Source organism: Streptomyces sp. SID13726, assembly GCF_010548375.1.
In the GTDB taxonomy this organism is placed as follows: domain Bacteria; phylum Actinomycetota; class Actinomycetes; order Streptomycetales; family Streptomycetaceae; genus Streptomyces.
Window position 1 is genome coordinate 1 of record NZ_JAAGLY010000018.1, and the last position, 24,628, is coordinate 24,628.

The window sequence follows — 24,628 nt, forward strand, 5'->3', positions numbered from 1 at the left end:
CTGTGTGTTGGGTGGGTTGGCCCTGACGGGCCAACAGGAACAGAGGATGCGGGGCCTGGCGGCCCCGCTGTCTTGTGTCTGAAGGTGTCATGCCTGGCGGCATGACAGTGGGGTTCGGGGTGGGTTGGGGTTCCCTGCCCTGGCGGGCAGGGGTTGGGGGGTGGGTTGGGGTTCCCTGCCCTGGCGGGCAGGGGTTGGGTGGGTGTCGGCGCCTGCGGCGCCGTGATGTCGTAAGGGTTTGTTAGACAGTTATCCGGTTGCCCTCCCCCCTTGGTATGCCGGGGGCCTCGGCCCTGACGGGCCGGCAGAACCGTGTGAGGCGGGGCCTGGTGGCCCTGCGGCATGCCTGACGGCATGTTCTTGTGGTGCCCCGCTGTCGCGGGGCTCATCTTCGTTGGTTTTCGGGTGCGTTGTCAGACCCGGCGTGTATGTTCCCGGAGTTGTTGGCCCGTCTGGAATGGCCCCGAATACCACTGGTGGGGCGTAGAGGGGTGATGAGTTGTGCCTGTTAGTCAACATGTTGCTGCTCGGAGGATCATTACCGCTGCTCTGCGGGCTGGTGCGGCGTGGATCAACCGGGTTGAGGAGCCTCGTGCGTGGCGGGAGCTGTCGCGTATGCATGGGGTGCTTTTGTCGAGTCTGCCGGTGGGGGCCGGTCCTTCGACGCCTGCCGAGATGATCGACTTGCTGCCGGTGTGCCTGCGGGAGTGGGTGCCTTTGGCCTGGGACGAACTGCCTTCGGTGATGGGGGATTTGGTTGTCCTGACGGACAACGGTGAGCTGACGGAGGAGGCCTTCGAGGCGGGGATGAATTATCTGGAGGCCCTGTACGGGGACGACGGGTACTTCGATCTCGGTGGGACGTGGCTTCCGGCGTGGGTTCGGCAGACGGCTGAGCAGACGGAGCGGGCTGCTTTTCGGCATATCCGCTCCGGCGGGCAGGCCGGCTATGTGGCGGCGCGGACGATGCTGACCGAGGTGCCGTACGGCACGGAGCGGGCGTTGGTCGAGGAGTACTCGCGGCGCGGTGCGGCGCGGATGGACGTGTATCGGCCTGTTCCCTCGGACCGGGTGTGGGTGGGGGCGTCGTCGTGGTTGTGGCCGTGTCCGCAGTGCCGGTATCCGATGGTGCTGCGGGGTGGGCAGTTGCGGTGTGAGTATCCGCCGCATCAGAGCCGGTTCGGTCTGGTCGCGGGCAGCGGCAAGCGGGGTGGGCCGCCCGAATTGACGGGTGGGCGGGGGCGGTTGGTGACGGCTGCGGAGCCAGCGGAGGGCGTGTTGTGCCTGGACTGGGGGGTGTGGCGGTACATCACCTGTCCCGGGCTGAGTGAGGTAGGCCTGATGCAGTGGCTGGAGAAGCAGGAGGGGGTGCGGGTCGAGCGCTGGGAGAACCTGGATGAGTGGGATATCGGCGTCTACCTGGCGGACGGGCGTTCCTGGCGGGTGGACGTCAAGGACCACCAGGACGCGCAGACGATCATCGATCGGCCGCCTGCCGGGGAGACGGTGGTCGTCCCCAACTACCGGCGCAGCCAGGTGAATCAGCTGCAGTCCGGGCTCGACGCGCTGCGGACTGCTGACGGGCAGCGCTACAGCGTGTTCACGGTCAGCCGTTTCAAGGCGGCCGTGACGAAGCGGCTGAAGGGGGTGGGGGCATGACGTCGCCGAAGAACGCGAGGTACTCCGTCAGCGTGCCGCTGACGGTGCGGGCGGCGGTCCTGCTGGCCGCGCGGGTGTTCCCCAACCGGGCGCCGCAGGAGCAGGCGGCGTGGCGGCGTGTGGTGGATCTTGCTGATGCGCACTTCCTGGCCACGGGGCAGATGCATCTGTGGGACGGCTGGCCTGCGCTGGCTCTGCCCGATCAGGTGCGGATCACGCGGATGCTGCGGCAACGGCCGGCGGTGCTGGCCTCCCACACGGTGTTTGTCACGGAGACAGCGGCGGTCCTGGAGGGCGGTGAGGCGGTCGAGTTCGCCCCGGGCGACGGGGCGGAGCAGGTGCTGATCCTGCCCGCGGGCGACGCGGGAGCCCTCATCGATGCCTTGCTGGACGAGCTCGAGGACAACGCGGCCAAGGGGCAGTCTCAGCCCAAGCCTGCGCCGCCCGGCTCCTACGTCAGCGACCTGCGGATTCGGGATCCGCTCAGCCCGTCGGGCCGGGTGGTGGACGTCTTCTACGACCTCGACTACCAAGGGGCCCCTGCTCCCAGCGTGGTGCAGGAGCTGGGCGAGGCCGCGGTCGCGGACAAGGTGGAGATCCCCTTCGCCGACCTGGACGAGATCGCGGGCCGGCTCGATGCGCTGCGCGGGCAGGACTACCGGCGCAAGGCGGTCGCGGACATCAGGGAGCACGCCCGCGGCCGCGACGGCACCGGCGTGGGCGAGTGCCTGCGCGTGGAGGCCGGGCCGCTGCGGGTCTTCCACGCCCCCACCGGCATGGGCAAGAACGTCCTGAGTGAACTCGTCGCGGTGTGGTGCGCCCAGCAGGGCCGGGTGATCTCGCTGGTCGTTCCGCAGAGCGCGCAGGTCCTGGCCACGGTGTACCGGCTGGAGCAGGACCTGGCCGCCCTGGACATTTCCGCACAGGTCACGCCGGTCGTCTCCCCCGCCTCCATGATGGAGCTGGCCGAGCAGACAGCCGGCAACCCTCAGGACGACGCGGACTTCAGGACCTGGGTGTACCGGGAGATGTCCTACAGCTGCCCCCTGACCGGGCACGCCACCACCTCCTCCGAAGCGGTGGATGCCTGGACTCCGGGCCAGGAGCCGTGCGACCAGCTCAAGCCCAACGGGGCCAAAGCGGACAAGGTTTTGGCCTGCCCGTGGCGCGGCGGCTGCGGGAAGTTCCGCCACCACCGGGCCGCGGCGACGGCGGACATCCTCGTCACCAACCATGCGAACTTCCTCACCGGGCACATCCACGCGCCGGTAGCGGGCCGGCCCGCCCCGGGACGGCGCATGACCACCGAGCAGCTCCTGCTGCACCGCAGCCATCTGGTGATCATCGACGAGGCCGATGCACTGCAGGCGCAGGCCTTCGACCGGGCGGCCCGACAGGTACTGCTGGCCCAGGACGGTGCGGAGCACACCCCGGTACGCGATCTCGACAGCCAGTTCCGGCGCCACTGCCACCGGCTGCCGATGAGCCTCGAACAGCACCTGCGGCCGCTGATCAGCCACCTGATGTGGCTGGCCGAGTCCTACGTGTCCCACCTTGTCGGCGGTGTCATCCAGCCCGACCGGGAACGGCGCAACATGGTCGTCCCGCGGCGCTGGGACGCCATGTTCGCCTCCCGGATCTTCCACCTGGAGGCGGGTGAACGGCCCACCGCTCAGCAGATGCAGGCGGTCAACCAGCTCTACAAGCGGGAGGGGCCGCTGGAGTTCGCCGATGAGATCGAGGGGCTGGCCGAGCTGCGGGAGTTGCTGTCCTCGGTCACGGACCTGGCGGGCGGGCAGGACCGGCTCACCCACGCCACCTTGCAGCGCATCGCGGAAGCCTTCGCGGGGATCACCGGTGAGAGCGGCGACAAGCGGGTTTCCTCGCTGGCGCTGCTGGCGGCCCGGCGGGCGTATCTGGAGGAGATGGCCAGCATCCTGCACCGCATCGTCGGGGTCGCGGCGCCGCTGCAGGGGGCGGGGATCTCCGCCGGCAACAGCCTGGTGGACGCGCTGGCCTCGCACGTGCCGTGGCGGGCCGCTCCCTACGGCCCCTTGGGGCGTGCGCTGTTCGCGTTCTCCGAGACGTTCGACCCGGCCGACCGGCACCAGACGGCGCTGCGGCTGAAGTCCTATGTCGGGGATCCGCACACCCACCTGGCCTACCTGGGCGAGGTGACCGCGCTCGCCCATACCGGCACCCGCCGGGCGGTGATCGGGATGTCCGCAACGGCGTTCATGCCGTACGCGCCGCGTCATCACCTCCTGCCGGAGCCGGCCTGGTACGTGCCGGACGACGTCAACGGAAGCCTCACCGTCGAGCTGCAGGCCGGCCAGGACGACGGGGCGGGCATCGTGGTGTCCGGCACCGAGGGAGCGGGCCGGCACCGCGCCTACACGGCCATGGGGCGCAGCGTCGGCAAGGACCTTCCCGCGCAGCTCGACACGGTGGCCGCCGATCCGGCCACCGCACACCGCGCGTATGCGCTGCTCGCGCCGACCGCCTACAACGCCGGCCCGGCGCTCGCCCGCGGCATGATCGACGCAGGGGTCGCGGCATCCGAGATCTGCGTGGCAGTGCGGCCGCAGGAGATGGCCTCGCTGGAGCGGATGCCGCCCGGCTGGGTGCCCATCCCCAGCAACCGGCTCGAGCAGTTCCCCCACGCCGTGGGCCACGGCCGGTGCCGGTACCTGATCGCCCCCATGGCCCGGGTCGAGCGCGGCCTGAACATCGTCGACCGTGACGGGCGGTCCCTGCTGCATGTGGCGTGCCTGGTCAACCGGCCCGTGCCGGTGATGGAAGACCCCCCGGTGCTGCTGTCCCTGGTCAACTCCCTCGCCTACCGCCGGCGGCGGTACGGCCCGAATCCCGCCGGGGAGCTGGAGCGGCTGCGGATCGCGGCGGGCCAGATCTTCGACGACATCCGCAGCGGCCAGGGCTACTTCAAGACCTTGGGCAAGGACGTCAAACTCGCCGTCGTCGCGGAGATCCTGACCCGGCTGATCCAGCTGGGCGGCCGCACCCGCCGCGGCGGCGACCCGGGGCGGCTGCGGCTGCTGGACGCCGCCTTCACCCACACCGCCGCCGACTCCACCCTGCCCGCCCTCCTTGGGCAGCTGCGCGGGAAATGGCAGGACGAGGACCACATGCCGCTGATCGACGCCGTCTACCGCACCACGATGACCGACGCCCTGCTGGGGCTGGCGGAGCACTCCCCCACCGGATACGCGAACGAGATCGAGGATGAGGAGTTGGGCGAATGGTGAGTGACGACCGCAGCCGCCTGTTCACCCTGTCCTTCCCGCTGGACGACCGGCTGCTGGGCACCGTGCACGTCTATCCGCAGGACGAGGCGTTCGCGTCGGCCTGGCGGCGGCTGCCGAAGCCGCGGGGCAAGGACGCCGTGCAGCCGATCGCGTCCCTGCAGACGGCGGCGCGCGCCGTGACCGGGGAGCGGCTGGTGTTCACCAACCCTGACCGGCCTGCCAGGACCGGGCGGTGGGCCGGGCGGAGCGTGATCGTCACGCCCGGACCGCTGGACGAGGCCGTGGTGCGCACCCTGATGCGGGAGTGGGAGACGCGGCTGGAGGGGCATGACGGCCGTGACACCCTCGCCGCCCTGCTGCAGTTGTCCGACGACGGGCCCCAGCCGCTCAGTTCGCTGCTGCACCGCGACACCAAGGAGCGGATCACCGGTCCCCGCTGGGCGTTTCGGGTGGCCGGGTGGCGGCTGGCGAGCATGCTGGCCGCCCAGCCTCTCCCGCTCAACGAGACCCTGCCCGCGCTGCGGTTCCACCTCGACAGTGAGGGCGACCTGCTGGCGTGGCAGGCCCCGCTGGTCCACGAGCGGACGTGGATCGACGAGGAGAGCGGCAAGCGCCGGCGCATCGCCGGCTACGCCATGGAACGCATCCACATCGAGGTCGAGCCCGCCCCGGGCGGGAAGAGTCTCGTGGCGCATCTGTCGGCGCGGATCTCGCGCGTCGCCACCCACTACAAGGGCATCCGCAACGTCCTGCTGCGCCATCCCGTCAACCCGGACATCATCCTCAAGGCCCCGATCACCACCCGGTGGGAGAAGGGCCCGGACGGATTCATGCAGCCCAAGGACGTCTCCTACCGCGGGGCAACGGCACAGATCGTCGAGGCCTGCGGCGTCGGCCGGCTGCCCCAGCCGCCCCTGACGGGGCTGGACGAACTCGGGGAGGTGCGCGGGGTGCACCGCACGGGCAAGCACCCGATCGACAAGGGCGCCGGAGCAATGTTCCACGCCCGGCTCGAGGAACACGCCGCACACGTCCTCGGCCAGGAGCCCGTCGTCTACACCGGGACCCCCATCAAGATCACCAAGCCGGGCGGGAGCCTGCCGCCCTACGTGCCGGCTGGCAAGATGGCCGACGCCATGGCCGCCGCCCGCCTCGATACGGTGCGCACCGTCGTGCTGTATGAGTCGGCCGAGTGGCGCACGCGGGTGATGGGGCAGCTGGCCCGCGACTACGCGCGGCCCGAACTCGCCGAACTGCCCGACGAGCAGCCTGTGGTCCTGGCCCCCGGGTACGAGCTCGTGACGGTGCGGCTGCCGGAACTGGTGCGCCACGGCAGCCACGACCGTGGCCTGATCCTGAACACTCTGCCCTGGTTCAAGCCCGGTGCCGGGCGGTCGCTGGTCACCGCCCTGTGCGAGACGCGCTACTTGACCGAGCAGGAGAAGGAGACGGGGGTGACGGACGCCAAGCACGCCCTCAAAGGGCTTTTCGCCGAGCGCGGCATCCCCTCGCAGTTCATCACCATGGACTCCGATCCGGGCGATCCCTACCGGCTGAACACGCCCGAGAAGGTCGCGCGGTCCAAGGCCCGCAACGCGGGCCTGCCGGAGCCGGACGTCGCCTACAAGGACGACCACGCGGTGCAGATCGGCCTCGGCAGCCTGCACTCCGACTCCGGGATCATCGACAACCGGCTGGCCGCCACCGCCTTCCACCGCAACGCGCGGGATACCGCCCTTGACCGGGAGGCCGTCGCGGTGGGGCTGTGGACCCGCTCCCACCGCTTCACCGAGCGTCCAGGCCGCCCCCGTAAACCGGCCGTGCTGGCCATCACGCTGGTCGCCATGCGGATCCCGCTCGGCGAGGACGCCTACTGGCCCACCCTCATGTACAGCGACCGGGGCTGGCTCCCCCTGGCCCAGGCCCGGGCCCTGCACCATGCCGGGGCCATCGGCAAAAGAGGGCATCACCTGCGGGATGACCACGAGGGCCCGGACAACGTGCGCACCTATGTGGACGGGGCGCTGGCCGCGCTCAGGAACCAGTTTCCGATCATCGTGTTCGCCGAGGAGCGGGAGCGGATCTGGCCTGGGCTGTGCAACGACCGGCTCGGGGACGGCCATGTGCCCGGGCAGAGCCTCATCGCCCAAGGGTGGGATGTGGCGGTCGTGCGGGTCGGCAACGGGCAAGGCACGCCCCAGCCGTCCCGGCGCACCGGCGGCGTGGGCAAGCTGCCGGCCAACCCGCTACAGCCCGTCATGCCGGAGAAAATCCTCTACCGTCACGACCACGGGGACGTGGTGTCCTGGCTGTTTTCCGGACAGTCCCGCCAGCACGCCGGCGGCCAGCGCACCGGCACCCAGTACACACGCCGCACCCTGCCAGGCGGGCAACTCGCCCAGATGAGCGCCCCGTTCCACGCCATGACCCGCACCGAATACGTCATCGCCCATCCCGGCGGCTGGCGCGAGGAGCAGCTGGCAGGCCTTGCCGCACGGACCTCAGAGCAGGCCGCCATGTGGGACGGACGGACCAACCTGCCCGCACCCTTGCACCTCGCCAAGAGCGCTGATGAAAAACATCCCGGCTTCGTCGACCAGGAAGGGCTGAGCGAATAGATGCGGTGCCGGCGGGCGCGGTGGCTTCCAGAATCGGTGCCAGCGCAGCTGATGAGCCGTTGGCTGCTTCCGTGCCCCACCGGCCCTTGGCGGGACGGGCATTGTGCCGCTCCCGTCACGAGCCCAGCAGTCCGCCCAACTGGCGGTGTGTAGCTGGTTACTTGGAGTACGTCCGTTTCCAGCGTGCTCGGTGGCGGGCTTCTCCCTGTCCGTGTCCGTTGACTTCGGCCAGGGACCGCAACGGTGTCCCGTTGTTCCATAGCCCGAAGAAGTCACGGTGCAGGGTGAGGATGTGGTGCTTGACCGCGAACGCCTCGGCCTGGGGGCTGAAGCGTGTGGTGGCGACGAAGATGGCCACGTCCGCAGCGAAATGCACCTTGGCGCCCAGCAGATCGCGCACTTCGCGACTGGCGATCGTCCGGTGGGGTGCGTACCGCTTGCACTGGACCACCATGGTTCGGCCATCAGGCAGCTGGCCGAGCACGTCGGCTCCGTTGTCCCCGGCTCCGCCCACTCGGCGTACCTGCGTGCAGCCGTCACGGCGGCATAACTCGGCGACCACTTCCTCGAACTCGGTGCCGGACATCACGTCGATGGCAGCCAGCGTCCGCTGTCCTGCTGCGATTTCCTCCTGTCGTTTCCAGGCGGTATCCCTGCTTCGCAGCAGCCGGTCGGTGCGCCAGAGCCGCCACACCATCCAGCCGATTCCCGCAGTGGCAAGCAGGGCGCCGAGGTACAGCAACAGCATCGGCCGCAGCAGACCCAGCAGGACCAGCGCGGCAAGCGCTCCTGCTGCTGCTTTGTTCCGGACGGTGCGTCGTCTGCGCATCGCCCTACCCTTGCGTTTGGCCGCCATTTCTGCCCCCTCTTGCACCGGCCGGGATGGATTCCTCCCTGTTGTGCAGTGTGGGCGTGCCGCGCGGCTCCGCCAGGGCGCAGTCAGGCCATTGGCTTGAACCTCTCGGCCCTGCCCGGCTCCAGCCGTCAGCCCGTTTTCGATAAGATCGCCCTCGCCTGCTCACAGGCCGAGTTCAGCCAGGGCGGCTTGGCGCTGCGGGGTGAGGCTGGAACGGCGTCGTCGCAGGTTGCTCAGCCACTGTCCCAGGCGCACCTGTTGTCCTTCCACTTCCTCGATATGCCGCTGGGGGACATCGAGATGGCCTTCCCGCTCGCGGAACGTCCGGGCGGCGGCCAGCCCGCGCTGGAAGGCGCGCTCACGCGCCGGCAGGTGGTTCTCCATCGCCGGTTCGGCGGGCGCATCGGGCAGTTCGAGAAGTCCCAACTCCTTGAGCAGGCCTCTTTGTTCAGGCTGCAGGCGGTTCAAGCGCGCGCGCTGGGCTTCGAGCCAGGCCTGTGCCTGGGAGGCTGTGTCGTTGTCTGTCAGGCTCTGGCGAGCTGCGTGGTAGGACCGCTGCCAGGTGATCGGCCAGGGCGGGTTCCACCACCGGTCCAGGGCGGTGAGGGCGGTGGCGCGCTGGTCGGAGAGGGTCTCGGCGCGCTTGCGCTGGGTGGCCAGCCAGCGGCCGAGGGGGAAACCGTCGTGGACCTCGTCGACGGGGACGGCGAGGTGGTGGTGGCGGGCGGCGTAGGCGGCGGCGTGGGCCAGTGCACGGTCGAACGCCTGCTGGCGGGGGTCCCAGATGATGCCGAGGCGTTCGAGGGCCTGCACGCGTACGGCGTCGAGCGTGCTCTTGGTGTGCAGATGGCGTTGCCAGGTCAGCCAGCGTCCCAGGGGGTAGCCGGTGGGGTCTTCATAGGTCTGCGGGACGTCGAGGTGGTGGTGGGTGTGGCGGAAGCGGCGGGCTGCGGCGAGGCCGCGGCGCCATTCGGCGCTCTTGGGTGCCAGGACGCGTAGGGAGAGGGCGAGGGCGATTTCGTCGGCCTGGGTGGGGTGGTCGAAACGCAGCCAGGCTTCGGGGTCTTCGGGGGTGGTGGTGGGGCGGTGGGTGCGCGGGTCGGACAGGCGGGCGTCGAGGCGGTCGTCGTGGGCGCGCAGGGCCTGGATGGTGCGCCACAGCGGGGTGTAGGCGTCGGCGCCGAGGAGGTCGTCGGGGTCTTCGTCGGGGGTGAGGTAGACGGGGACGACGAGGGTGGCCTTTTTGCCGGCGCCGGGGTGCTGGCGCAGGGCGCGGCCGACGGCCTGGACGGTGTCGACGGGGCTGTTCTTGGGGTCGACGAAGACCACCGCGTCGATGTCGGGCACGTCGATGCCCTCCCCCAGCACGCGTGCGTTGGACAGAACAGCTGGCGTGTCGGGGGTGGTGTGGGAGGTGAATTCGAGCAGGAGGCGGCGGCGGGTCTGCGGGGTGTGGCTGCCGCTGACCCAGTCCGCCCACAGGTTCTGGGGGCGCAGGTGTTCGGGGAGGGCGGCGGCCGTCTCCGGCAGGGTGGTGGCGAAGGCGCGGGCATCGGCGACACGGTGGTGGAAGGTCAGGATGCGGCGCAGTTTGTGGTCGTGGATGGCGCGCAGGGCGGCGGCCTGGCGGCCGGCCAGGTGCAGGCCGTCGACACCCGCGCCGGCTCCGGTGGCGAGCCAGTCGCGCAGGTCTCCGTCGGTGACGACGGGGACGAGGATCTGGTAGTCGGCGAGCAGGCCGAGATCGATGGCGTCGGAGAGGTTGAGGTGGTAGGCGACGGGGCCGAAGAGGGTTTCGTCATCCATGGAGGCCGCTGCCTGCGCTCCGTCGCCCTCTGGGGCGTCGTCGGGATCCCAGATGCGGGGGGTGGCGGTCAGGTAGAGGCGGCGGGCGGCGGGCATCTGGTCGTCGTGGTGGACGGCGGCCCAGGCCTTGCCCAGGCGGCCCGCGGTGCGGTGGGCTTCGTCGACGACCACCAGGTCCCAGGTGGGCAGGCGGTGGTCGCGGTGGGCGGCGATGACGGCGGGCAGGGAGGCGTAGGTGGCGTAGACGGTGACCGGGTCGGGGCTGGACTGCCCGACCAGGGCGGCCAGTTCGGCGGGGTCGGTAGTGAGGGGGATGTCGCTGCCGAAGGGCTCGTGGTCGAGGGCCTGGCGTTGGGAGCACACGGCGACGGCGGTGCCCTTGCGGCCGGCCAGGCGCCAGGACCGGATCGTCTGGGACAGCAGGTCCAGGGTCGGCAGCAGCACCAGGATGCGTCCACGCGGGGCGATGCGGGCGGCGGTGCGGGCCGCGATCAGTGTCTTTCCGGTGCCGCAGGCCGCGATCACGCTCGCGCGGGGGTGCTGGGTGAGGGTGCGGACGGCTGCGCCGACGGCTTCCTTCTGATGGGGCCGCAGGACAAGGGGTGGGGTGGGCATGGTCTCCCGCCGTCGGTCAGGCGCGGATGCGGTGGCCGGTGAGGTGGTTGAGGACGTGCTGGTGGGCTTCCCAGCCGTCGGGGAATTTGGCGTCGACGCCGAGGTGGACGGGTTCGTTGGTGGGGTGGTCGTCCAGGAGGTGGTCGATGCCGGCGCGGGCGACGACGATGCAGGCATGCCGGTGGCGTGAGGTCAGTACGCACAGGCGGCCGGCTTCGAGGTGGAAACTTGAGGTGTCGCGGCGTCCGGACAGCGGGTGCAGCACGATGGTGACGGCGTACTCGCGTCCCTGGAGACGGTTGGCGGTGTCGACGTCGATCCCGTCCAGGCGGGGGTCGGCGCGCAGGAGTTGCTGGAGGTATCCGGCCTGGTCGCGGTGGGCGGTGCCGATGGCGATGTGCCTAGGTTCAAGACGCAGTCCGGCGGGGTGGTCTTCGCAGTAGGCGGTGGCCTCGCGGGCCAGCAGGCGCTGCGCGATGCCGATCGCTGCGTGGGCTGCCTGGGAGTCGATGCGGCCGGTGTGGCGGGCGGGCAGTTCGTGCAGGGCCCAGCCGGTGCGGGCGGCGAGCTCCACGGTCTGGTCGACGGCGCCGCCGCGCACACCCGCGACGGCGAAGGTGAGCCGGCGGGTGCCGGCGTCGGTGCCGGCGCGGAAGGGGGTGAGGTAGAAGGCGTCGGAGATCAGGGCGGCGGCGGAGGCGGGCAGGCGCCAGGAGACGGGCAGGCTCAGGACGGGCAGGTCGGGGTTCTTCTTCAGCAGCACCGCCACGGCGCTGGCCATCGGGTCGTGCGGCAGGCCCATCCAGCGCTCGGTGGGGATGGTGGAGAAGGGGTCGAGCTGGCCGGGGTCGCCGACGAAGAGAGACCGGTCGGAGAGGTGGGCGATCTTCAGAAGGGCGTCGGAGCGCATCTGGTAGGCCTCGTCCACGATGGCCCATTCCCGGTGCCAGCCCTGGACGGTGGCCCACTTGCTCGCGGTCGCCACCACCACGTCGGCGGACGCGGCGCGGGAGGCGTCGGTGGTGATGGTCAGGTTCGGTAGGACGTGCAGCCAGTCGTGCAGCCGGGCGGACACCCGGTAGGACTGGCCGCTCAGGCGGGCCACGTTCAGCTTGGGCGCGCGCCGGGCGAGGCGGGTGGCGAGGTCGTCGACCTGGGCGTTGGTCTGGGCGACGATCATGCAGGGGTGGCGCGGACGGACCAGGTTCTGGGCCGCGTCGACGACCAGGGTGGTCTTGCCGGCGCCCGGCGGCGAGTCGACCACGACACCTCGGTGAGAGGTGGCGGTCAGGGCGGCGAGGACGTGGTCGACGGCCTGGCGGGAGAGGTCGGCGGCGGATGTCTCGGTCATGCCGGCTGCTCCTGTCCGGCCACGGCGGCGTCGGGGCCTGCGTGGGTCCAGGGGATCTGGTCCCAGGCGGGGAACTGGGGCCGGGGGAAATGCTCGGGTGCGGTGGTGAGCAGCAGGGTGGTGCCGACAGCCGGGACCGAGCGGCGGTTGGGCTTGGCCACGGTGCCCGTGCGGGTGATGACTTCCAGGACGATGTCGGTGCCGTCGGGGGTGTAGGTGATGTCGCAGACGCTCATGTGGACTGCCGGATCGTGGGGGCCAGCGAGGCGGCGGTTGGCCTCCAGCCGGACCGGGTCGGTGGTGTGGATGGTGAACCGGGGCCGCAGCTTGTCTCGTTCTCTGGGGCCTTGCGCCTCGATGATGCGGTCGGGCTCGGTATGGGTGACCAGGCCGCTGAAGGCTTCGCCCGTGGTGCGCCGTTCCGCCATGACGAAGGAGTCTTCCAGCGCGCGGTGGGAGCCGAGGGCGGCAGCTGCGTGTTCCAGTTCGGCCAGGACGATGGCCGCGGCGACGGCGTTGTCCTGTTTGGGCTGGGGCGGGGCGCCGGCGTCGAGGCGGTCGCTGTGGTACGTGAATTGGCGGATGTCGGTGCCCCAGCGGGCCGTGGTGCTGGGGATGGGAGACATGCCGCGCAAGGTGGACACCGCCTGCCAGGCGAGATTCCAGGTGGGTGTCAGATAGTCGTCCACGGCTTGCCGAAGGCGTTCGACGTGCTGGTGCCGGCGCGCACCGCGGGCGGACTTGAGGCCGGCGAACAGGCTGGTGAGCCGGGCGGTCTCGAAGGAGGGGTCGATGGTGGGGCCGTCGGGCGGATGCGCGAGGGGGTTTTCGGCCGCCAGCGCCGCCTCAAGGCCGGTCTGGCCGGCGGGCGGGAAGATCCAGGCCATGAGGGGGGCCAGACGGGCATCTTCCAGCGGGCTCTGCCCGGTGGCCCAGTGTGTGCTCAGCAGGCGGGTGAGGTTCAGCAGGAGGGAGGAGGAGGCGTACTCGGCGTGTTCGGCGAAGAATGTGAGCCAGCGGCCGAGGTGGGCCACGCTGGTGGCGGGGTCGGTGCCGGCGGGGATGGGCCGGTAGCGCAGGCGGCGCCCGAGGATTTTCAGGTAGTCCACCGCGGCGGTACCGGTGACCACCAGCTGCGGGGCGTCAAGGTAGTCGCGGCGCTCGGGCCGGTCGTCCTTGGCCGGCCTGATGCGCGTGTCCTTCTGGAAGCCACGGATGTAGGCGTGCAGGTGCTCGGCGAGGGCGGCGAGGAACAGGTCGTCGCCGCCGGGGGGCGCCAGGAAGAGGTGCGGGTGGCGGGGGTCGCTGCCCGCCATGACGGCGAGAGGGCGGGCGGTCTCCCCCGGCCGGTTCAGCGGCAGGAACACCAGTGGCTGGTCGGCGACGTGCAGGTAGCGCAGGCGGCTGAGCGGCTGGGCGTACTGGGTCTCGGCGGCCCGTAGCTGCTGGAGGGTGGTCAGCAGGCTCATGCTGCGCCTCCGAACAGCTCGGTGCGGATGTGTTCGGCGTGCCGCAGGGCCGCGGCGAGGTCTTCCTGGTCGGGGGCCGCAGCAAGCTGGCCCTCGGCCAGGCCCAGGGCGGTGGTGATCGTCTCGACGCTCCCCAAGTCCTCGCGGGCGGAGCTGCCCAGGACGTCGACCAGCTGGCCTTCGCGTGCCTGGGCCCGGCAGAAGTAGGTCAGCTGGCAGTGGAGGCGGCAGGTGGAGCGGTAGCGGGCCTCGGTGGTGTTCACGGCCTTGGTCAGGTCGTCACGGTCCCGGGTGGCCGTGCGGGTGCGGGGATTCGTGCCGTCGTAGGCGAGGTCGAACGTGGTGCCGTCCGGGAGCTGGGCGAGGAGGTCCTCGACGCGCTCCAGGCGGTTCAGCTGGCGGCGCAGGGACTTGATGTGCTGGCGCGCGTCGATGGTGGAGGCCACGGGGCGGCGGGAGAAGTTGTGGGGGGTGATGAGCAGCAGGGTGGTGGACACGTGGCCGGGGCCGAGTCCGGCGTAGGTCAGGAGGTTTTGCAGGGCGATGATGTAGGCGGCGCCCTGCAGGACGGCGCCGGCGATTTTGTCGCCGGGTGCCTTGCCGTCGATCACGGCGAAGGATTTGATCTCCACGACGTGGAAGACGCCTTGGGACTGGAAGGCGACGAGGTCGGGTTCGAGGAAGACGGGATGGCCGGCGACAGTCAGCCTGAGCACCGGGTGGTCGAGCATCGTCCGTTTCCTGCCGTCGCCGCGGGCCGCCTCGAGGACGAGGCGGCGGGTGCGGTCGTGGCGCAGAGGCAGGGACTTGTCGTGGGTGCCCACGACGGACAGGTCGGTGTGGGCGGCTTCGGCCAGCGGCAGGTCGAGCACGTCGCGCAGCAGGCTCAGCAGTTCGGCGCCTCCCTCTTCCTTGACCTGGGCCTCGAACTGGGCGCCGCGGGTCATGGCGCGGGGGGACTTGGCGGGCGGCAGCGGGTGGCCGAGGTGGACGGCGAGGGCGTCCTTGTCGATGCCGGCGGCGTCCAGGAGCAGGCGACGCCGGCACCCGGGGTTGGCGGTCAGGGCGGCGAGGCTGCGCGCGTTGTGCGGTGTGGCGGGTACGGGGCCGCGCAGGGCGTCGAGTCTGGTGCTTAACGAGCTCACGGGGTTCCTTGCAGGGGCAACGGCAGTAAACGGGAGGATGGTCAGGTGACGGAGCGCAGGCGCCGGGCCGTCTCGGTGGGGGCGGCGCCGAACAGGCGGCCCGCCTCGTCGAGTTGCGTGCGGGCGCGCTCTGCCGCCTCGCGCCGGTCGGCGCTGTCGTCGTCGGCGTGGATGGCCAGTTCCTGCTGGGCAGCGTCGTGCAGCAGCTCCCGGTCGGGGACCGTGTCGGGGCCTTGGGGGTGGTCTGCGGCCAGGGCGTGGGGGATGTGGACGGCGTAGCGGTGCAGGAGCTGGCGTGTGCCGAGGGTCATCGTCTCGGGGTCGGGGGTGAGGCGTTCGACGGCTTCGACGAATTTCATCGCGCCGGTCAGGAAGTGGACGCGGGCGCTGAGTGGTCCCACGATGCGGTCTTCCAGCGGCCAGACGCTGATGGTGAACAGGGCCCTGGCGGGCGAGAGGTGATCCGAGGTCAGGGCGGGACACAGGTAGTAGGGGCGTGCCCCGGGCGCGGAGCGGTAGGAGCGTTCCTCGTCGCGGCGCAGGGTGGCCAGGCGGGTGGTGGGCAGCGATCCCGCGAAGAGGGCGTCGTGGACCTGACTGATCAGTTTGGGTGCCGCGGGCACGGTGAGCAGGGTGAGGATCTGGTGGACCTGCTCGCGTGCCGGCATCCGGGCGGCCCGCGGCGGGGTGCGCCCGGCGGCGGGTTCTTCCGCGCCGGGCGCTGCGTCGCCCTCTGCGTCGAAGAGGGCGTCGTAGGAGCGCTGGGCCCGGCGCAGTTCGGCGCGCAGGTGATCCAGCAGGGCCTGGTCGCGCTGCATTTGGGCTTGCCGCATGGCCTGCTGCAGCTGCTGCATGTGCTTTTCGAGGGCGTCCAGAGGCTCCTGCATGCGGAGCACCCTAGCAGGTTCCCAAGTTTCCCGAAGTTTCCCTGAGATATCCGTGTAGAGTGCCTGTCACTCTACCAACTGCCCTGATGACAGCGGGTGTTGGTTCCCCCTGCCTGGAGACGTCCAACCCTCATGAAGCTTCTGCACACCTCCGACTGGCATCTGGGAAAGAGGCTGCAACGCCGTTCCCGGGACAGCGAGTTCGACGCAGTCCTCGCCGAGATCACCGAGATCGCCCGTCGGTCCCAGCCCGATCTGATCGTGCACAGCGGGGATCTCTTCGACCGTTACAGCCTCTCCCCCGGTGACCTCATGCGGGCCATGACGTCCCTCAGTGCGTTACGGTCGGTCGCCCCCGTTGTGGTCGTCGGCGGCAACCACGACTCGCCGCACTGGTTCGACGTGCTCGACCATGTCTTCCAAAACACCGCCGAGCCCGGTGCGCACACGGTCACCTTCGTGCACACCGCGGCGGACGGCTCCGGCGGCGGCCGGGTCCTCGACTTCCCCACCCGCGACCAGAGCCAGCGCATCCGGCTGGCGGCTCTGCCCTTCATCCACCCCAACCGGTTCATGCATCTGTTCCCGGGACTCGGCACCACACACGGCGCGTACGCCCAGGGCCTGCGCGGCCTGCAGGAAGAACTCATCGCGCAGCTGCGGGAGGGGTATTCCCCGCAGCACGACGTCCTCGTCTTCGCCACCCACCTCTATCTCAGCGGTGCGCTGCTGTCCGGTAGCGAGCGCCACCTCGACGTCAACGACGCCTACGCCACCTCGCCGGGCGATCTGCCGCGCGTCGACTACTGCGCGCTCGGCCACATCCACAAGCCGCAGGCCCTCACCTCCAGCAGGGCCACCGCCCGCTACGCCGGCAGTCCCCTGCAATTCGACTTCGGCGAATGCGACGACGCCAAGAGCGTCGTCCTGGTCGAGGCCGACCCGCAGCGCCCCACCCGCATCGACCCCCAACAGCTCACGGCCGGGCGGCGCCTGAAGAAGTTCAAAGGCACGCTGGAAGAACTCGCCTCCAAAGCAGAGGAGTTCAGCAACACCTTCCTGGATGTGACCATCACCAGCCAGACCCTGATCCCGCAGCTCTCTCAGAAGGTCGCCACCGCGGTACCCGACGCCGACGTCGTCTACCTGACCGAAGACTGCGCCGAGACCCGAATCACCCCGCTGGACATCAGCAACCTGCCGGAAGAGGAACCGGAAATCACGGAATCCTTCCGCGCCTACCTCACCGAACACGGCACACCGGGCCGGGTCGCCGACGAAGTCCTGGCCGCCTTCGCCTCCCTGCTGCACCATCCCGACGGCGACGAGCCGCCGCCCTGCCCGGCCGAACTCGGGCTGCAGGAAGCCCTCGGACACCCCTGGACGCCCAGCAGCACCGGATCGGAGACAGCATGAGGCCGCTCAGCATCACCCTGTCCGGAGTCCGCAGCTACACCGACACCTGCGGGCCCCTGGAGTTCACCGACAAAAACCTGGTCGGCATCCTCGGCGACACCGGCGCGGGCAAGTCGACGCTGCTGGAGGTGATCCTCTACGCCCTCTACGGCAGGACGTCCTGGGGCGCGCACGGATCACAGCTGATCGCCGACGGCTGCGAGAAGATGTCGGTCGACTTCACCTTCGCTGTCGACGGGACGCCCTGGCGCGTCACCCGCATCTTTCACAAAAAGAGCAGCACCGCCCAGGTGAGCCTGAGCACCGAGGGCACGACGGTTAACGGCGCCACAAAGGTCAACGCGCGCATCGAGCAACTGCTGAACCTGGACTTCGGGAGCTTCCAGAGCGCCGTCGTGCTGCCCCAGGGCAAGTTCGACACCCTCCTCAACTCCAGCGGCACCGACCGCACCAAGCTGTTGAGGTCCCTGCTCGGCATCGACGAACTCCAGCGACTGCGCCAGCGCGCCGCCGACCAGCGGACGCGGCTGGACGACCTGCTGCTCAAGGCGGCCGAGGCCCGGGGCGATCTGCACAAGGATCCGGAAGGTGACGCCCACCGTCTGGGCATCCGTCAGGCCGAGATCGAAAAGACCGCAGCCGGCCTGTCCGGACACCTGGACACGCTGCGCCAGCTGCGGCACCAGGCCGACGGCCTGCAGCAGCACAGCACGGAGACCGCCCGCGCGGCGGCCGCCCTGGCCGAGCGCACCACCGCCGACGTCCACGCACCGCTCGCCGTGCTCGTCACGGACGACCGTCTCCTGCGGGAACAGCTGGAGGAAACCGAGCGCGCGCAGGAGGAAGCCACGCGGCGGCGTGACCGGCTGCAGACAACGCTGGACGCGGACCGCGACACCGGCCTGACCGTCGCCGCGCTGTCCGCGGCGGCGGAAGTGCTCGAGAGCGCCCCGGGGCTGCTGAACAGCCTCGGCGAGCAGCAGCAGGACGTGCGGCAGGACCTCGACCGCCTTGAGACGGACGAACAGTCCGTCAAACAGGACGAGGAACGCCTCGCGGAACAGGCGGCCGGGCTTGACGGGCTCAAGGAGAGTGCCGACAAGGCCCGGGCGCAGTCGGACGGGGCCGAGGCAGCGCTGGAACAACTGACGGGCGTCGTGCGTGTCCTGCTCGAGGAAGGCGCAGCCGTTGCCGAGCACATCACCGGGCAGGCCGCCGCCCGGGAGCGGCAGGAGGAACTCTCCGCCGCGGAAACCGACGCCGCAGCCGTCGCCGGGCAGCGGCGCGGCCTGCTGGAGCAGGCCTCCCAGGCGGTGGAGGACCTCCAGCGCGGTGACGCCGCCTACACCGCGGGAATGGGACTGGCCCCAGGTGATGCGTGCCCGGTCTGCACCCACACCCTCGATCCCGCCTACACCGCTCCCGAACCGCAGGATCCCAAGGCCATGCGGCAGGCCAAGAAGGCCAAGACGGTAGCCTCCAAGGCCTCCACCGAGGCCCTGGCCGCCCTGCAGGAGATCCAGGCCGACATCCGCAAGGCCGAACAGGACGAACAGGCGCACCGCGAGAAGGCCGAAGCCGCCCGCGCCCGCCTGGCCGACCAGCTCTCCCCCGTACAGCAGCAGGCCCGGAGCGTGGCGGCCCTGACCGGCCACACCGCCCCGGAATCCTTCGCCGCGCACCTGCTCGCCGCGGTCAACACCGCCGTAGAGGGGCTCCTCGCCCAGAAGCCGCCGAGCGCCGCCGAACGCCTGGCCCTGCTGGACACCCTGCTGCCGGACGCCCGGCTGCGCATCGAGGAGGCACAGCGCCTGGCCGCGGCCGCCGACGAGACCGCCCGGTCGGCCGCGGGCGAGGTCCAGGCCGAGCAGTCGGTGACCGCCGAGCGTCGCAAGGCCCTGGAAGCCGGCCGCACGAAGGTACAGCGGGCACAGCAGCGCCTCGATGAGGCACGCCGACAGTTCCTCGCCCGGCTGGCGGCGCTGCCGCGCCCGGTGCAGGTCAGTGTCACGGACGCGGATGCGCTGCCGTCCCTGGAAGCCATCGCCGCCTGCACATCGGCGGTGACCGCCCATCTCGGCCGCCTCGGCGAGGTCGAGCGCGACCACGCTCAGGCCCTCACGGACCTCCAGCAACTGGCCGAACAGAAGCAGGACCTGGCCGGCGAACACCTCCGACGCGTCGCCGAACCGCTACACCGGCAGCAGACCACGCTCGAACTGCGCGCCGACGCCGCCACCACAGCGATGCGGCTGCTCCAGGACAACGCGGCCAGCCTGCCGGACACCCCTGGCGCGTGGGACAACCCGCATGACGTCGCGGCCTACGCCACCACCCTCGACACGGCCTGCTCGGCGCTTCGCGAAGCCCTCGACGCCCTGCTCCGGGGCACCCAGGAAACCATCAACGCACTCGCGTCCAAGGCCACTTCCGCATTCCAGGCCCTCGCCCCCCTCACCCCTCAGGCGCCGGCACTTCCGGCAGCCGCCACGGATCTGCTGTTCGATCCCGATGCCATGACCCCCTTCCACCAATATGAGGGGGCTCTGCAGGCGGAGGCCGCGCAGACAGCAGCGGACCGCAACGAGGCGCTGTCCCAGATCCCCCACGCTCTCAAGCTCCAGGCAGCGATCACGGCCGGCAAGCAGGAGCGGTCCGCCTGGGCCGGACTGTACGAGCAGCTGAGCGACTCCCTTTTCCCCACTCATCTGACCGAGCAGCGGACCCGTTCCCTGTTCATTCTGGGAAGCCGGTTGCTCAGGGACCTGTCAGCAGGCCGGTTCGGCTTCAGTGACGACTTCGGCATCGCCGATCTCGACAACAACACCGCCCGCAGTCCCCGGACCCTCTCGGGCGGGGAGACCTTCCAGGCCTCGCTCGCCCTGTCGCTGGCCCTGGTCGAGCTGCACAGTCGCACCAACGCCCGGCTGGAGAGCCTCTTCCTCGACGAAGGGTTCGCCACCCTGGATGCCGGAGCACTCGACAGCGCCCTGTCCGTGCTGCGCACCCACGTCGGCAACGACAGGCTCCTGGCCGTGATCAGCCACCTCCGCCCCGTCGCGGAGAGCGTCAACGACGTCCTGTGGGTGGAGAAGGACGTATCGGGGTCCACCGCCCGCTGGCTCACCCCCCAAGAGCATCACGCCCTCGTACGCAGCGACTTCCACAACCTGGCAGACCTCACCTGACCCACCCGGGAAACAGAGGGCCGGTGTCCGCGCGAGCCATTTCAGGCGGACACCGGCCGCGCCTCCTCTTCCGGTTGCTGGGGGGAAACTCAGGAATGTTGTGGGGATTTGCGGGGCGGAGGAAGGGCGGGAGCAGCTCCCACAACGGTCACAAGCTGGCAGCCCAGGAACCGAGTAGCCCGGCGGCCGTCTACGCGCCGTCGTCGCCACCCACCACCGCGGTGGCCGTGATTGTTGGCGACAAGCCGACCCGAGCAGTGAGCATCGGGCGCGGATTCCGACGTTTCCGCAGGAACCAGTGCGCACGTAGTCGTGGAACCTACACCCGCCTTGGAACGGCTGACGGCCGCCGTGCTCCGCGAGATGCACACGAACGGGTCACCCTCCCCCACCGCTGTCTCCCCGAAGGCAGCATGGACAAGCTCTTCCCCTCCCCGAAAGCGCTCCCGCACTCCCCAACACCACGAACTAGTCGACCAGTTGATCGGCTACACCCACCGGAAGGGGCACGATCTGGTTCCAGAATCCGCGACTTTACTGACAATGAAGTCGCCGACCTACTGAAGCCAGTTGTCACTGACGCAGCCAGGCGTTTCGAGGCCATGCGCCTTCCCTGTCAGCGACTTCGAGGCGCCGGCTGCACGGATGATGACGGCATCGCGCGAGAGGTTGCCGACCTCATCCCAGCGATGCCGGGCCGGCGTCGGCGAGGGCGGCATCGACCAACGACTCTGCGATGGATCGCGCGCACGCGCCGGTGTGACGGCTGTTGAGAGCGGTGCCGCGGGCGGCCGCGCCGTCGAAGAGCAGGGCCAGTTGCTCACCGAGGGTTTCCGGGTCTGGCGCCCCGGCCTGCCGTGCGAGGTCCGTGAGGCGGCGGGCGAACTCCCTCTTGAACTCCGCGGCCAGCTGATGGGCGGAATGCCCGGGGTCCGGCACTTCGACGCTGACGTTCAGGAACGGGCATCCCCGGAACGGGGCGGCGGTTTCCGGCAGCTCCCAGTCGAAGACGGCGAGGAGCTGCTCACGCGGGCTCGGGGTCGGCCGGGTGGGTGACGGGGGGATGGGCAGGAAACTGTCCACCAGGGACTGCAGGTATGCCCCGACGAGCTCGTCCTTGCTGGGGAAGTGCGTGTAGAGGGTGCGTTTCGACACTTCGGCGACGGTCGACAGCTGGTCCATCCCGGTCGCATTGATCCCCTGTGCGGTGAACAGCTGGGTCGCCGCCTTGAGGATGCGCTCGCGGGCGCCACGTCCACGGCGCCGGCGTACGGGGTGAGATTCGGTCACATCCTTAAGGATACTGATCGTTTTACATAGTCCGCCGGGGCGGCTACGGTGGAGCCTTAAGTAGACTGACCTTCTTACTTAACCACATCCGGATCGCGGTGCACGCGGATGGGCGGTTCGTCGGCACCGCACCCGTTCAGTGCACGCCAGGCGCCCCGCTTCACGCCTTGCCGAGCCCGCCTCCGGACCGGCGCCTGACCCCGCCACAGCCCGCCCCCGCCATCGATGCGGAATCAGCACCAAGGAGACCTGATGCGGTACACGACCTTCGGACGACGGACCGGACTGCGTGTTTCCGAGTACGCGCTCGGCACGGGGAACTTCGGCACCGGCTGGGGCGCCGGTGCGGAGCCGGACGAGGCGCGCCGGATGTTCGACAGGTTCGCCGAGGCCGGCGGGACGTTTCTCGACACTGCGGACGCGTACCAGTTCGGCGAGTCGGAAGAACTGGTGGGCGAGTTCATAGCGGCCGACCGGGAGCACTTCGTCCTGGCCACCAAGTTCACCAACGGAGCCGGCCCGCAGCCCGGCATCTCCAGGACGGGCAACAGCCGCAAGAACATGGTCGCTTCGCTGGAGGCGAGCCTGAAGCGCCTCGGCACCGACTACATCGACCTGTTCTGGGTCCACTTCCCCGACGACCTCACCCCCATGGAGGAGATCCTGCGGGGACTGGACGACCTGGTCAGCTCCGGCAAGATCCTCCACGCCGCCCTGTCCAACTTCCCCGCCTGGCGCGTCTCCCGCGCCGCCACCCTCGCAGACCTGAAGAACTGGGCACCGGTGGCGGGCATCCAGATCGAGTACAGCCTCGTCGAGAGGACCCCCGACCGCGAGCTGCTGCCGATGGCCGAGAGTCTGGGGCTCGGCGCCGCCCTGTGGTCCCCGCTCGGCGGCGGACTGCTCACCGGCAAGTACCGGCGCAGCAACGAGGGGCGGCTGAGCGATTTCAAGACGCTCGTGCACACCGAGAGCACCGACCAGAAGACCGCCGTCGTCGATGCCGTCCTGGCCATCGCCGAGGAGAGCGGCGCGACGCCCGCCCAGGTCTCGGTCGCCTGGCTCCGTGAGCGTGCCGCCCAGGCGTCTACCTCATTCGTGCCGATCATCGGCCCGCGCAACCTCACCCAGCTCGACGACTACCTGGGCGCCCTGGACGTCCAGCTCGCCCCGAAGCAGTTCGCGCGCCTGTCCGACGTCAGCGCGATCCCCCTCGGGGTGCCCCACGAAGCGAGCGCCGGCGCCCGCAACGCCCTCCAGGGCGGCGACTCCTCCCGCGTCACCCAGCCCGCCGTGCCCGTGGCCTGAGCCGCGGCCCCCGTCACAGACTGCTCCATCGGCAGTCACCGCTGTCCCGGACCATACGTATGGTCCGGGACAGCGGTGATTGCCTGGCTTCGGTACCTCGCATGGTCAGGGGGTAGCGCTCTCGGCGGGTTCGCCGAGGTGGGCCAGTGCCCAGTCACGCAGCTCCTTCAGCGCCGGGCGGATCGCCACTCCGGTCTCCGTCAAGCGGTATTGCACACGCAGCGGCGGCCCTTCCCTCACCTCGCGTACGACGAGGCCTTCTGCCGCCAGGTGGGTCAGCCGGTCGGAGAGTATGCGGCCGCTGATACCGGGAACAGCACGGTGCAACTCGCTGAAGTGCGCCGGACCGGCGAGGAGGACGGTGATGAGCAGACCGTTCCAGCGTTTGCCCAGCAGGTCGAAGACGCGTGTCGTCATCGCGTCCACCCGGGGGCTCTCGCCGACCTCGCGTCGCTCGTACGAGCCGTCAGCTCTGTTCATGGGCTTCCCCTCGCCACGGTCTTCGCGTCAGGGGCAGCGCCGACGCTGATCAAAAATGCGGCATCGCGCTCGCCTCGGCCTCGGATGCGCTGACGCGCAGTGCGTGGACGTTCCGGCCACCGCCTGCCGGGGTGAGCTGAGCGGTTCATTCAGCCGCCGCCCCCGAGGTGTCGCCAGTCGCAGGTGATGGCGTGTCAGTACTCGGCCGTGACACCCGTATCCGTCCATCCCGTGCCGGAAAATCGCGGCGGGCAGCCGAAGAGGGGCCGGACAGTCGCGCAGGCGTCCGGGCCGGCCTGCGCGATGTCGGAACGGGACGCGCGACGAAGCTTTACCCTGTGTTGCTGCGCGGTGCGGTCCTCTCGCCGGGACACGTACTCATCCGCCGGCCGGCACCATCACACGCACCCCGGGATCTACGCCTGCGGTCCCGTCGGCGGGTTCCCGGCCCCCGGCGGTCAGCCGGCCATCCGGTTGAGTTTGCGGACGCTCTTGTCGAAGGCCCGGGCTGGGACGATGCGGCGCAGCACGCTCACGCGCGCGGCCATCGAGCCGGCGGGGTAGCTCAGCTTCGGCTTCGTGTCGGTCGCCGCCGCGACGATCACCTTGGCGATCGCGGCGGGATGGTCACCGCCCTTCATCTGCTCCTGCACCACCTCGTCGAAGACGGCCCGTTGCCGTGCGTAGACCGGCAGAGGACTGTCGGCCTGGATCATGTTCTCGTCGAACGGGGTGTTGATGGGGCCGGGCTGGACGCGCAGCACCCGGATGCCCTGCTCGCGAACCTCGTGGTCCAGGGACTCGGAGTAGCCCTCGACCGCGTGCTTGGTCGCGACATAGACGGCCATGAAGGGGTTGGGGACGAACCCTCCCACGGAGGAGACGTTGATGATCCGTCCACGTCCCTCGCCGCGCATGTACGGCAGGACGGCCTTGGTCATGCGCATGAGGCCGAAGACATTGACGTCGAAGAGGTACTGCGCCTGGGCGACGGAGATCTCCTCGGCGGCTCCGTTGGCGCCGACCCCGGCGTTGTTGACCAGGACGTCGATGCGTCCGAACCGCTCGATCACCTGCTGGACGAGGCTGCTGACCGAGTCGTCGCTGGTCACATCGAGGGGGAGGAACGTCACTCCGCGAGCGGTGTTCCCTGTCGCCTTCCGGCTCGTCCCGACCACGTCGAACCCGGCGTCGACGAGCGCGCGCGCTGTCTCCTTGCCGACACCCGAGGACGCGCCCGTCACGAGCGCCACCGGCCTGTTTGCTGCCATGAC

15 protein-coding genes are annotated in these 24,628 nt (G+C 70.2%); 6 read left to right on the plus strand and 9 right to left on the minus strand.

Features of this window, described 5'->3' with window-relative positions; all coding sequences use genetic code 11:
• Positions 1 to 501 precede the first annotated feature (501 nt).
• The 3 genes from G3I78_RS53295 to G3I78_RS34495 are packed head-to-tail and all read left to right on the plus strand — an operon-like array spanning position 502 to position 7,543.
• Entirely contained in the window at positions 502 to 1,659 is a 1,158-nt protein-coding gene (locus tag G3I78_RS53295) for a hypothetical protein (RefSeq protein ID WP_164432000.1), read from the plus strand.
• Positions 1,656 to 4,925, plus strand: coding sequence for a hypothetical protein (locus G3I78_RS34490; RefSeq protein ID WP_164432002.1), 3,270 nt, complete (start codon positions 1,656 to 1,658; stop codon positions 4,923 to 4,925). The genes G3I78_RS53295 and G3I78_RS34490 overlap by 4 nt, the downstream gene beginning before the upstream one ends.
• A complete protein-coding gene (locus G3I78_RS34495) occupies positions 4,919 to 7,543 on the plus strand; it encodes an RNaseH domain-containing protein (protein ID WP_164432004.1) in 2,625 nt (874 codons plus the stop codon). Before G3I78_RS34490 ends, G3I78_RS34495 begins: the two co-directional genes overlap by 7 nt.
• Before the next feature lie 157 nt (positions 7,544 to 7,700).
• Here the strand turns inward: G3I78_RS34495 and G3I78_RS51325 are convergent, their stop codons facing one another.
• The 6 genes from G3I78_RS51325 to G3I78_RS34525 all read right to left on the minus strand — a co-directional run bounded on the left by G3I78_RS51325 (position 7,701) and on the right by G3I78_RS34525 (position 15,672).
• Positions 7,701 to 8,399, minus strand: coding sequence for a restriction endonuclease (locus tag G3I78_RS51325; protein ID WP_239158234.1), 699 nt, complete (start codon positions 8,397 to 8,399; stop codon positions 7,701 to 7,703).
• 162 nt (positions 8,400 to 8,561) lie between these two features.
• Positions 8,562 to 10,820: a DEAD/DEAH box helicase gene (locus tag G3I78_RS34505; RefSeq protein WP_164432006.1), complete on the minus strand. Its 2,259-nt coding sequence runs from the start codon at positions 10,818 to 10,820 to the stop codon at positions 8,562 to 8,564.
• Positions 10,821 to 10,836: 16 nt separating this feature from the next.
• Positions 10,837 to 12,171: an AAA domain-containing protein gene (locus tag G3I78_RS34510; protein ID WP_164432008.1), complete on the minus strand. Its 1,335-nt coding sequence runs from the start codon at positions 12,169 to 12,171 to the stop codon at positions 10,837 to 10,839.
• On the minus strand, positions 12,168 to 13,640 hold the full coding sequence (locus G3I78_RS34515) for a hypothetical protein (protein WP_164432010.1): 1,473 nt from the start codon (positions 13,638 to 13,640) through the stop codon (positions 12,168 to 12,170). Before G3I78_RS34515 ends, G3I78_RS34510 begins: the two co-directional genes overlap by 4 nt.
• Positions 13,637 to 14,785 (minus strand): hypothetical protein, encoded by a 1,149-nt coding sequence (locus G3I78_RS34520; protein ID WP_164432012.1) that lies wholly within the window; start codon positions 14,783 to 14,785, stop codon positions 13,637 to 13,639. The genes G3I78_RS34515 and G3I78_RS34520 overlap by 4 nt, the downstream gene beginning before the upstream one ends.
• A gap of 41 nt (positions 14,786 to 14,826) precedes the next feature.
• A complete protein-coding gene (locus G3I78_RS34525) occupies positions 14,827 to 15,672 on the minus strand; it encodes a hypothetical protein (protein WP_164432014.1) in 846 nt (281 codons plus the stop codon).
• Between the two features lie 132 nt (positions 15,673 to 15,804).
• Between G3I78_RS34525 and G3I78_RS34530 the strand changes: the two genes are divergently transcribed.
• Together G3I78_RS34530 and G3I78_RS34535 are read left to right on the plus strand one after the other, a co-directional pair.
• Positions 15,805 to 17,088, plus strand: coding sequence for an exonuclease SbcCD subunit D (locus G3I78_RS34530; protein WP_164432016.1), 1,284 nt, complete (start codon positions 15,805 to 15,807; stop codon positions 17,086 to 17,088).
• Entirely contained in the window at positions 17,085 to 20,276 is a 3,192-nt protein-coding gene (locus tag G3I78_RS34535; RefSeq protein ID WP_164432019.1) for an SMC family ATPase, read from the plus strand. The genes G3I78_RS34530 and G3I78_RS34535 overlap by 4 nt, the downstream gene beginning before the upstream one ends.
• A 678-nt stretch (positions 20,277 to 20,954) precedes the next feature.
• Here the strand turns inward: G3I78_RS34535 and G3I78_RS34540 are convergent.
• Positions 20,955 to 21,566, minus strand: a complete 612-nt coding sequence (locus tag G3I78_RS34540) for a TetR/AcrR family transcriptional regulator (protein WP_164432021.1) — start codon at positions 21,564 to 21,566, stop codon at positions 20,955 to 20,957.
• A 252-nt stretch (positions 21,567 to 21,818) separates the two neighbouring features.
• Here G3I78_RS34540 and G3I78_RS34545 point away from each other — a divergent pair, with 252 nt between their 5' ends.
• Positions 21,819 to 22,874: an aldo/keto reductase gene (locus G3I78_RS34545; RefSeq protein WP_164432023.1), complete on the plus strand. Its 1,056-nt coding sequence runs from the start codon at positions 21,819 to 21,821 to the stop codon at positions 22,872 to 22,874.
• 105 nt (positions 22,875 to 22,979) lie between these two features.
• Here the strand turns inward: G3I78_RS34545 and G3I78_RS34550 are convergent, their stop codons facing one another.
• Together G3I78_RS34550 and G3I78_RS34555 are read right to left on the minus strand one after the other, a co-directional pair.
• Positions 22,980 to 23,354, minus strand: coding sequence for a helix-turn-helix domain-containing protein (locus G3I78_RS34550; RefSeq protein ID WP_164432025.1), 375 nt, complete (start codon positions 23,352 to 23,354; stop codon positions 22,980 to 22,982).
• 458 nt (positions 23,355 to 23,812) lie between these two features.
• Entirely contained in the window at positions 23,813 to 24,625 is an 813-nt protein-coding gene (locus G3I78_RS34555; RefSeq protein WP_164432027.1) for an oxidoreductase, read from the minus strand.
• Between the last annotated feature and the right edge of the window lie 3 nt (positions 24,626 to 24,628).

Coding starts and splice junctions, on each gene's coding strand:
- G3I78_RS34495 (WP_164432004.1), top strand. CDS start 4,919: ATGGTGAGTGACGACCGCAGCCGCCTGTTCACCCTGTCCTTCCCGCTG.
- G3I78_RS34555 (WP_164432027.1), bottom strand. CDS start 24,625: ATGGCAGCAAACAGGCCGGTGGCGCTCGTGACGGGCGCGTCCTCGGGT.
- G3I78_RS34515 (WP_164432010.1), bottom strand. CDS start 13,640: ATGAGCCTGCTGACCACCCTCCAGCAGCTACGGGCCGCCGAGACCCAG.
- G3I78_RS34510 (WP_164432008.1), bottom strand. CDS start 12,171: ATGACCGAGACATCCGCCGCCGACCTCTCCCGCCAGGCCGTCGACCAC.
- G3I78_RS34545 (WP_164432023.1), top strand. CDS start 21,819: ATGCGGTACACGACCTTCGGACGACGGACCGGACTGCGTGTTTCCGAG.
- G3I78_RS34530 (WP_164432016.1), top strand. CDS start 15,805: ATGAAGCTTCTGCACACCTCCGACTGGCATCTGGGAAAGAGGCTGCAA.
- G3I78_RS51325 (WP_239158234.1), bottom strand. CDS start 8,399: ATGGCGGCCAAACGCAAGGGTAGGGCGATGCGCAGACGACGCACCGTC.
- G3I78_RS34550 (WP_164432025.1), bottom strand. CDS start 23,354: ATGAACAGAGCTGACGGCTCGTACGAGCGACGCGAGGTCGGCGAGAGC.
- G3I78_RS34505 (WP_164432006.1), bottom strand. CDS start 10,820: ATGCCCACCCCACCCCTTGTCCTGCGGCCCCATCAGAAGGAAGCCGTC.
- G3I78_RS34490 (WP_164432002.1), top strand. CDS start 1,656: ATGACGTCGCCGAAGAACGCGAGGTACTCCGTCAGCGTGCCGCTGACG.
- G3I78_RS34535 (WP_164432019.1), top strand. CDS start 17,085: ATGAGGCCGCTCAGCATCACCCTGTCCGGAGTCCGCAGCTACACCGAC.
- G3I78_RS34525 (WP_164432014.1), bottom strand. CDS start 15,672: ATGCAGGAGCCTCTGGACGCCCTCGAAAAGCACATGCAGCAGCTGCAG.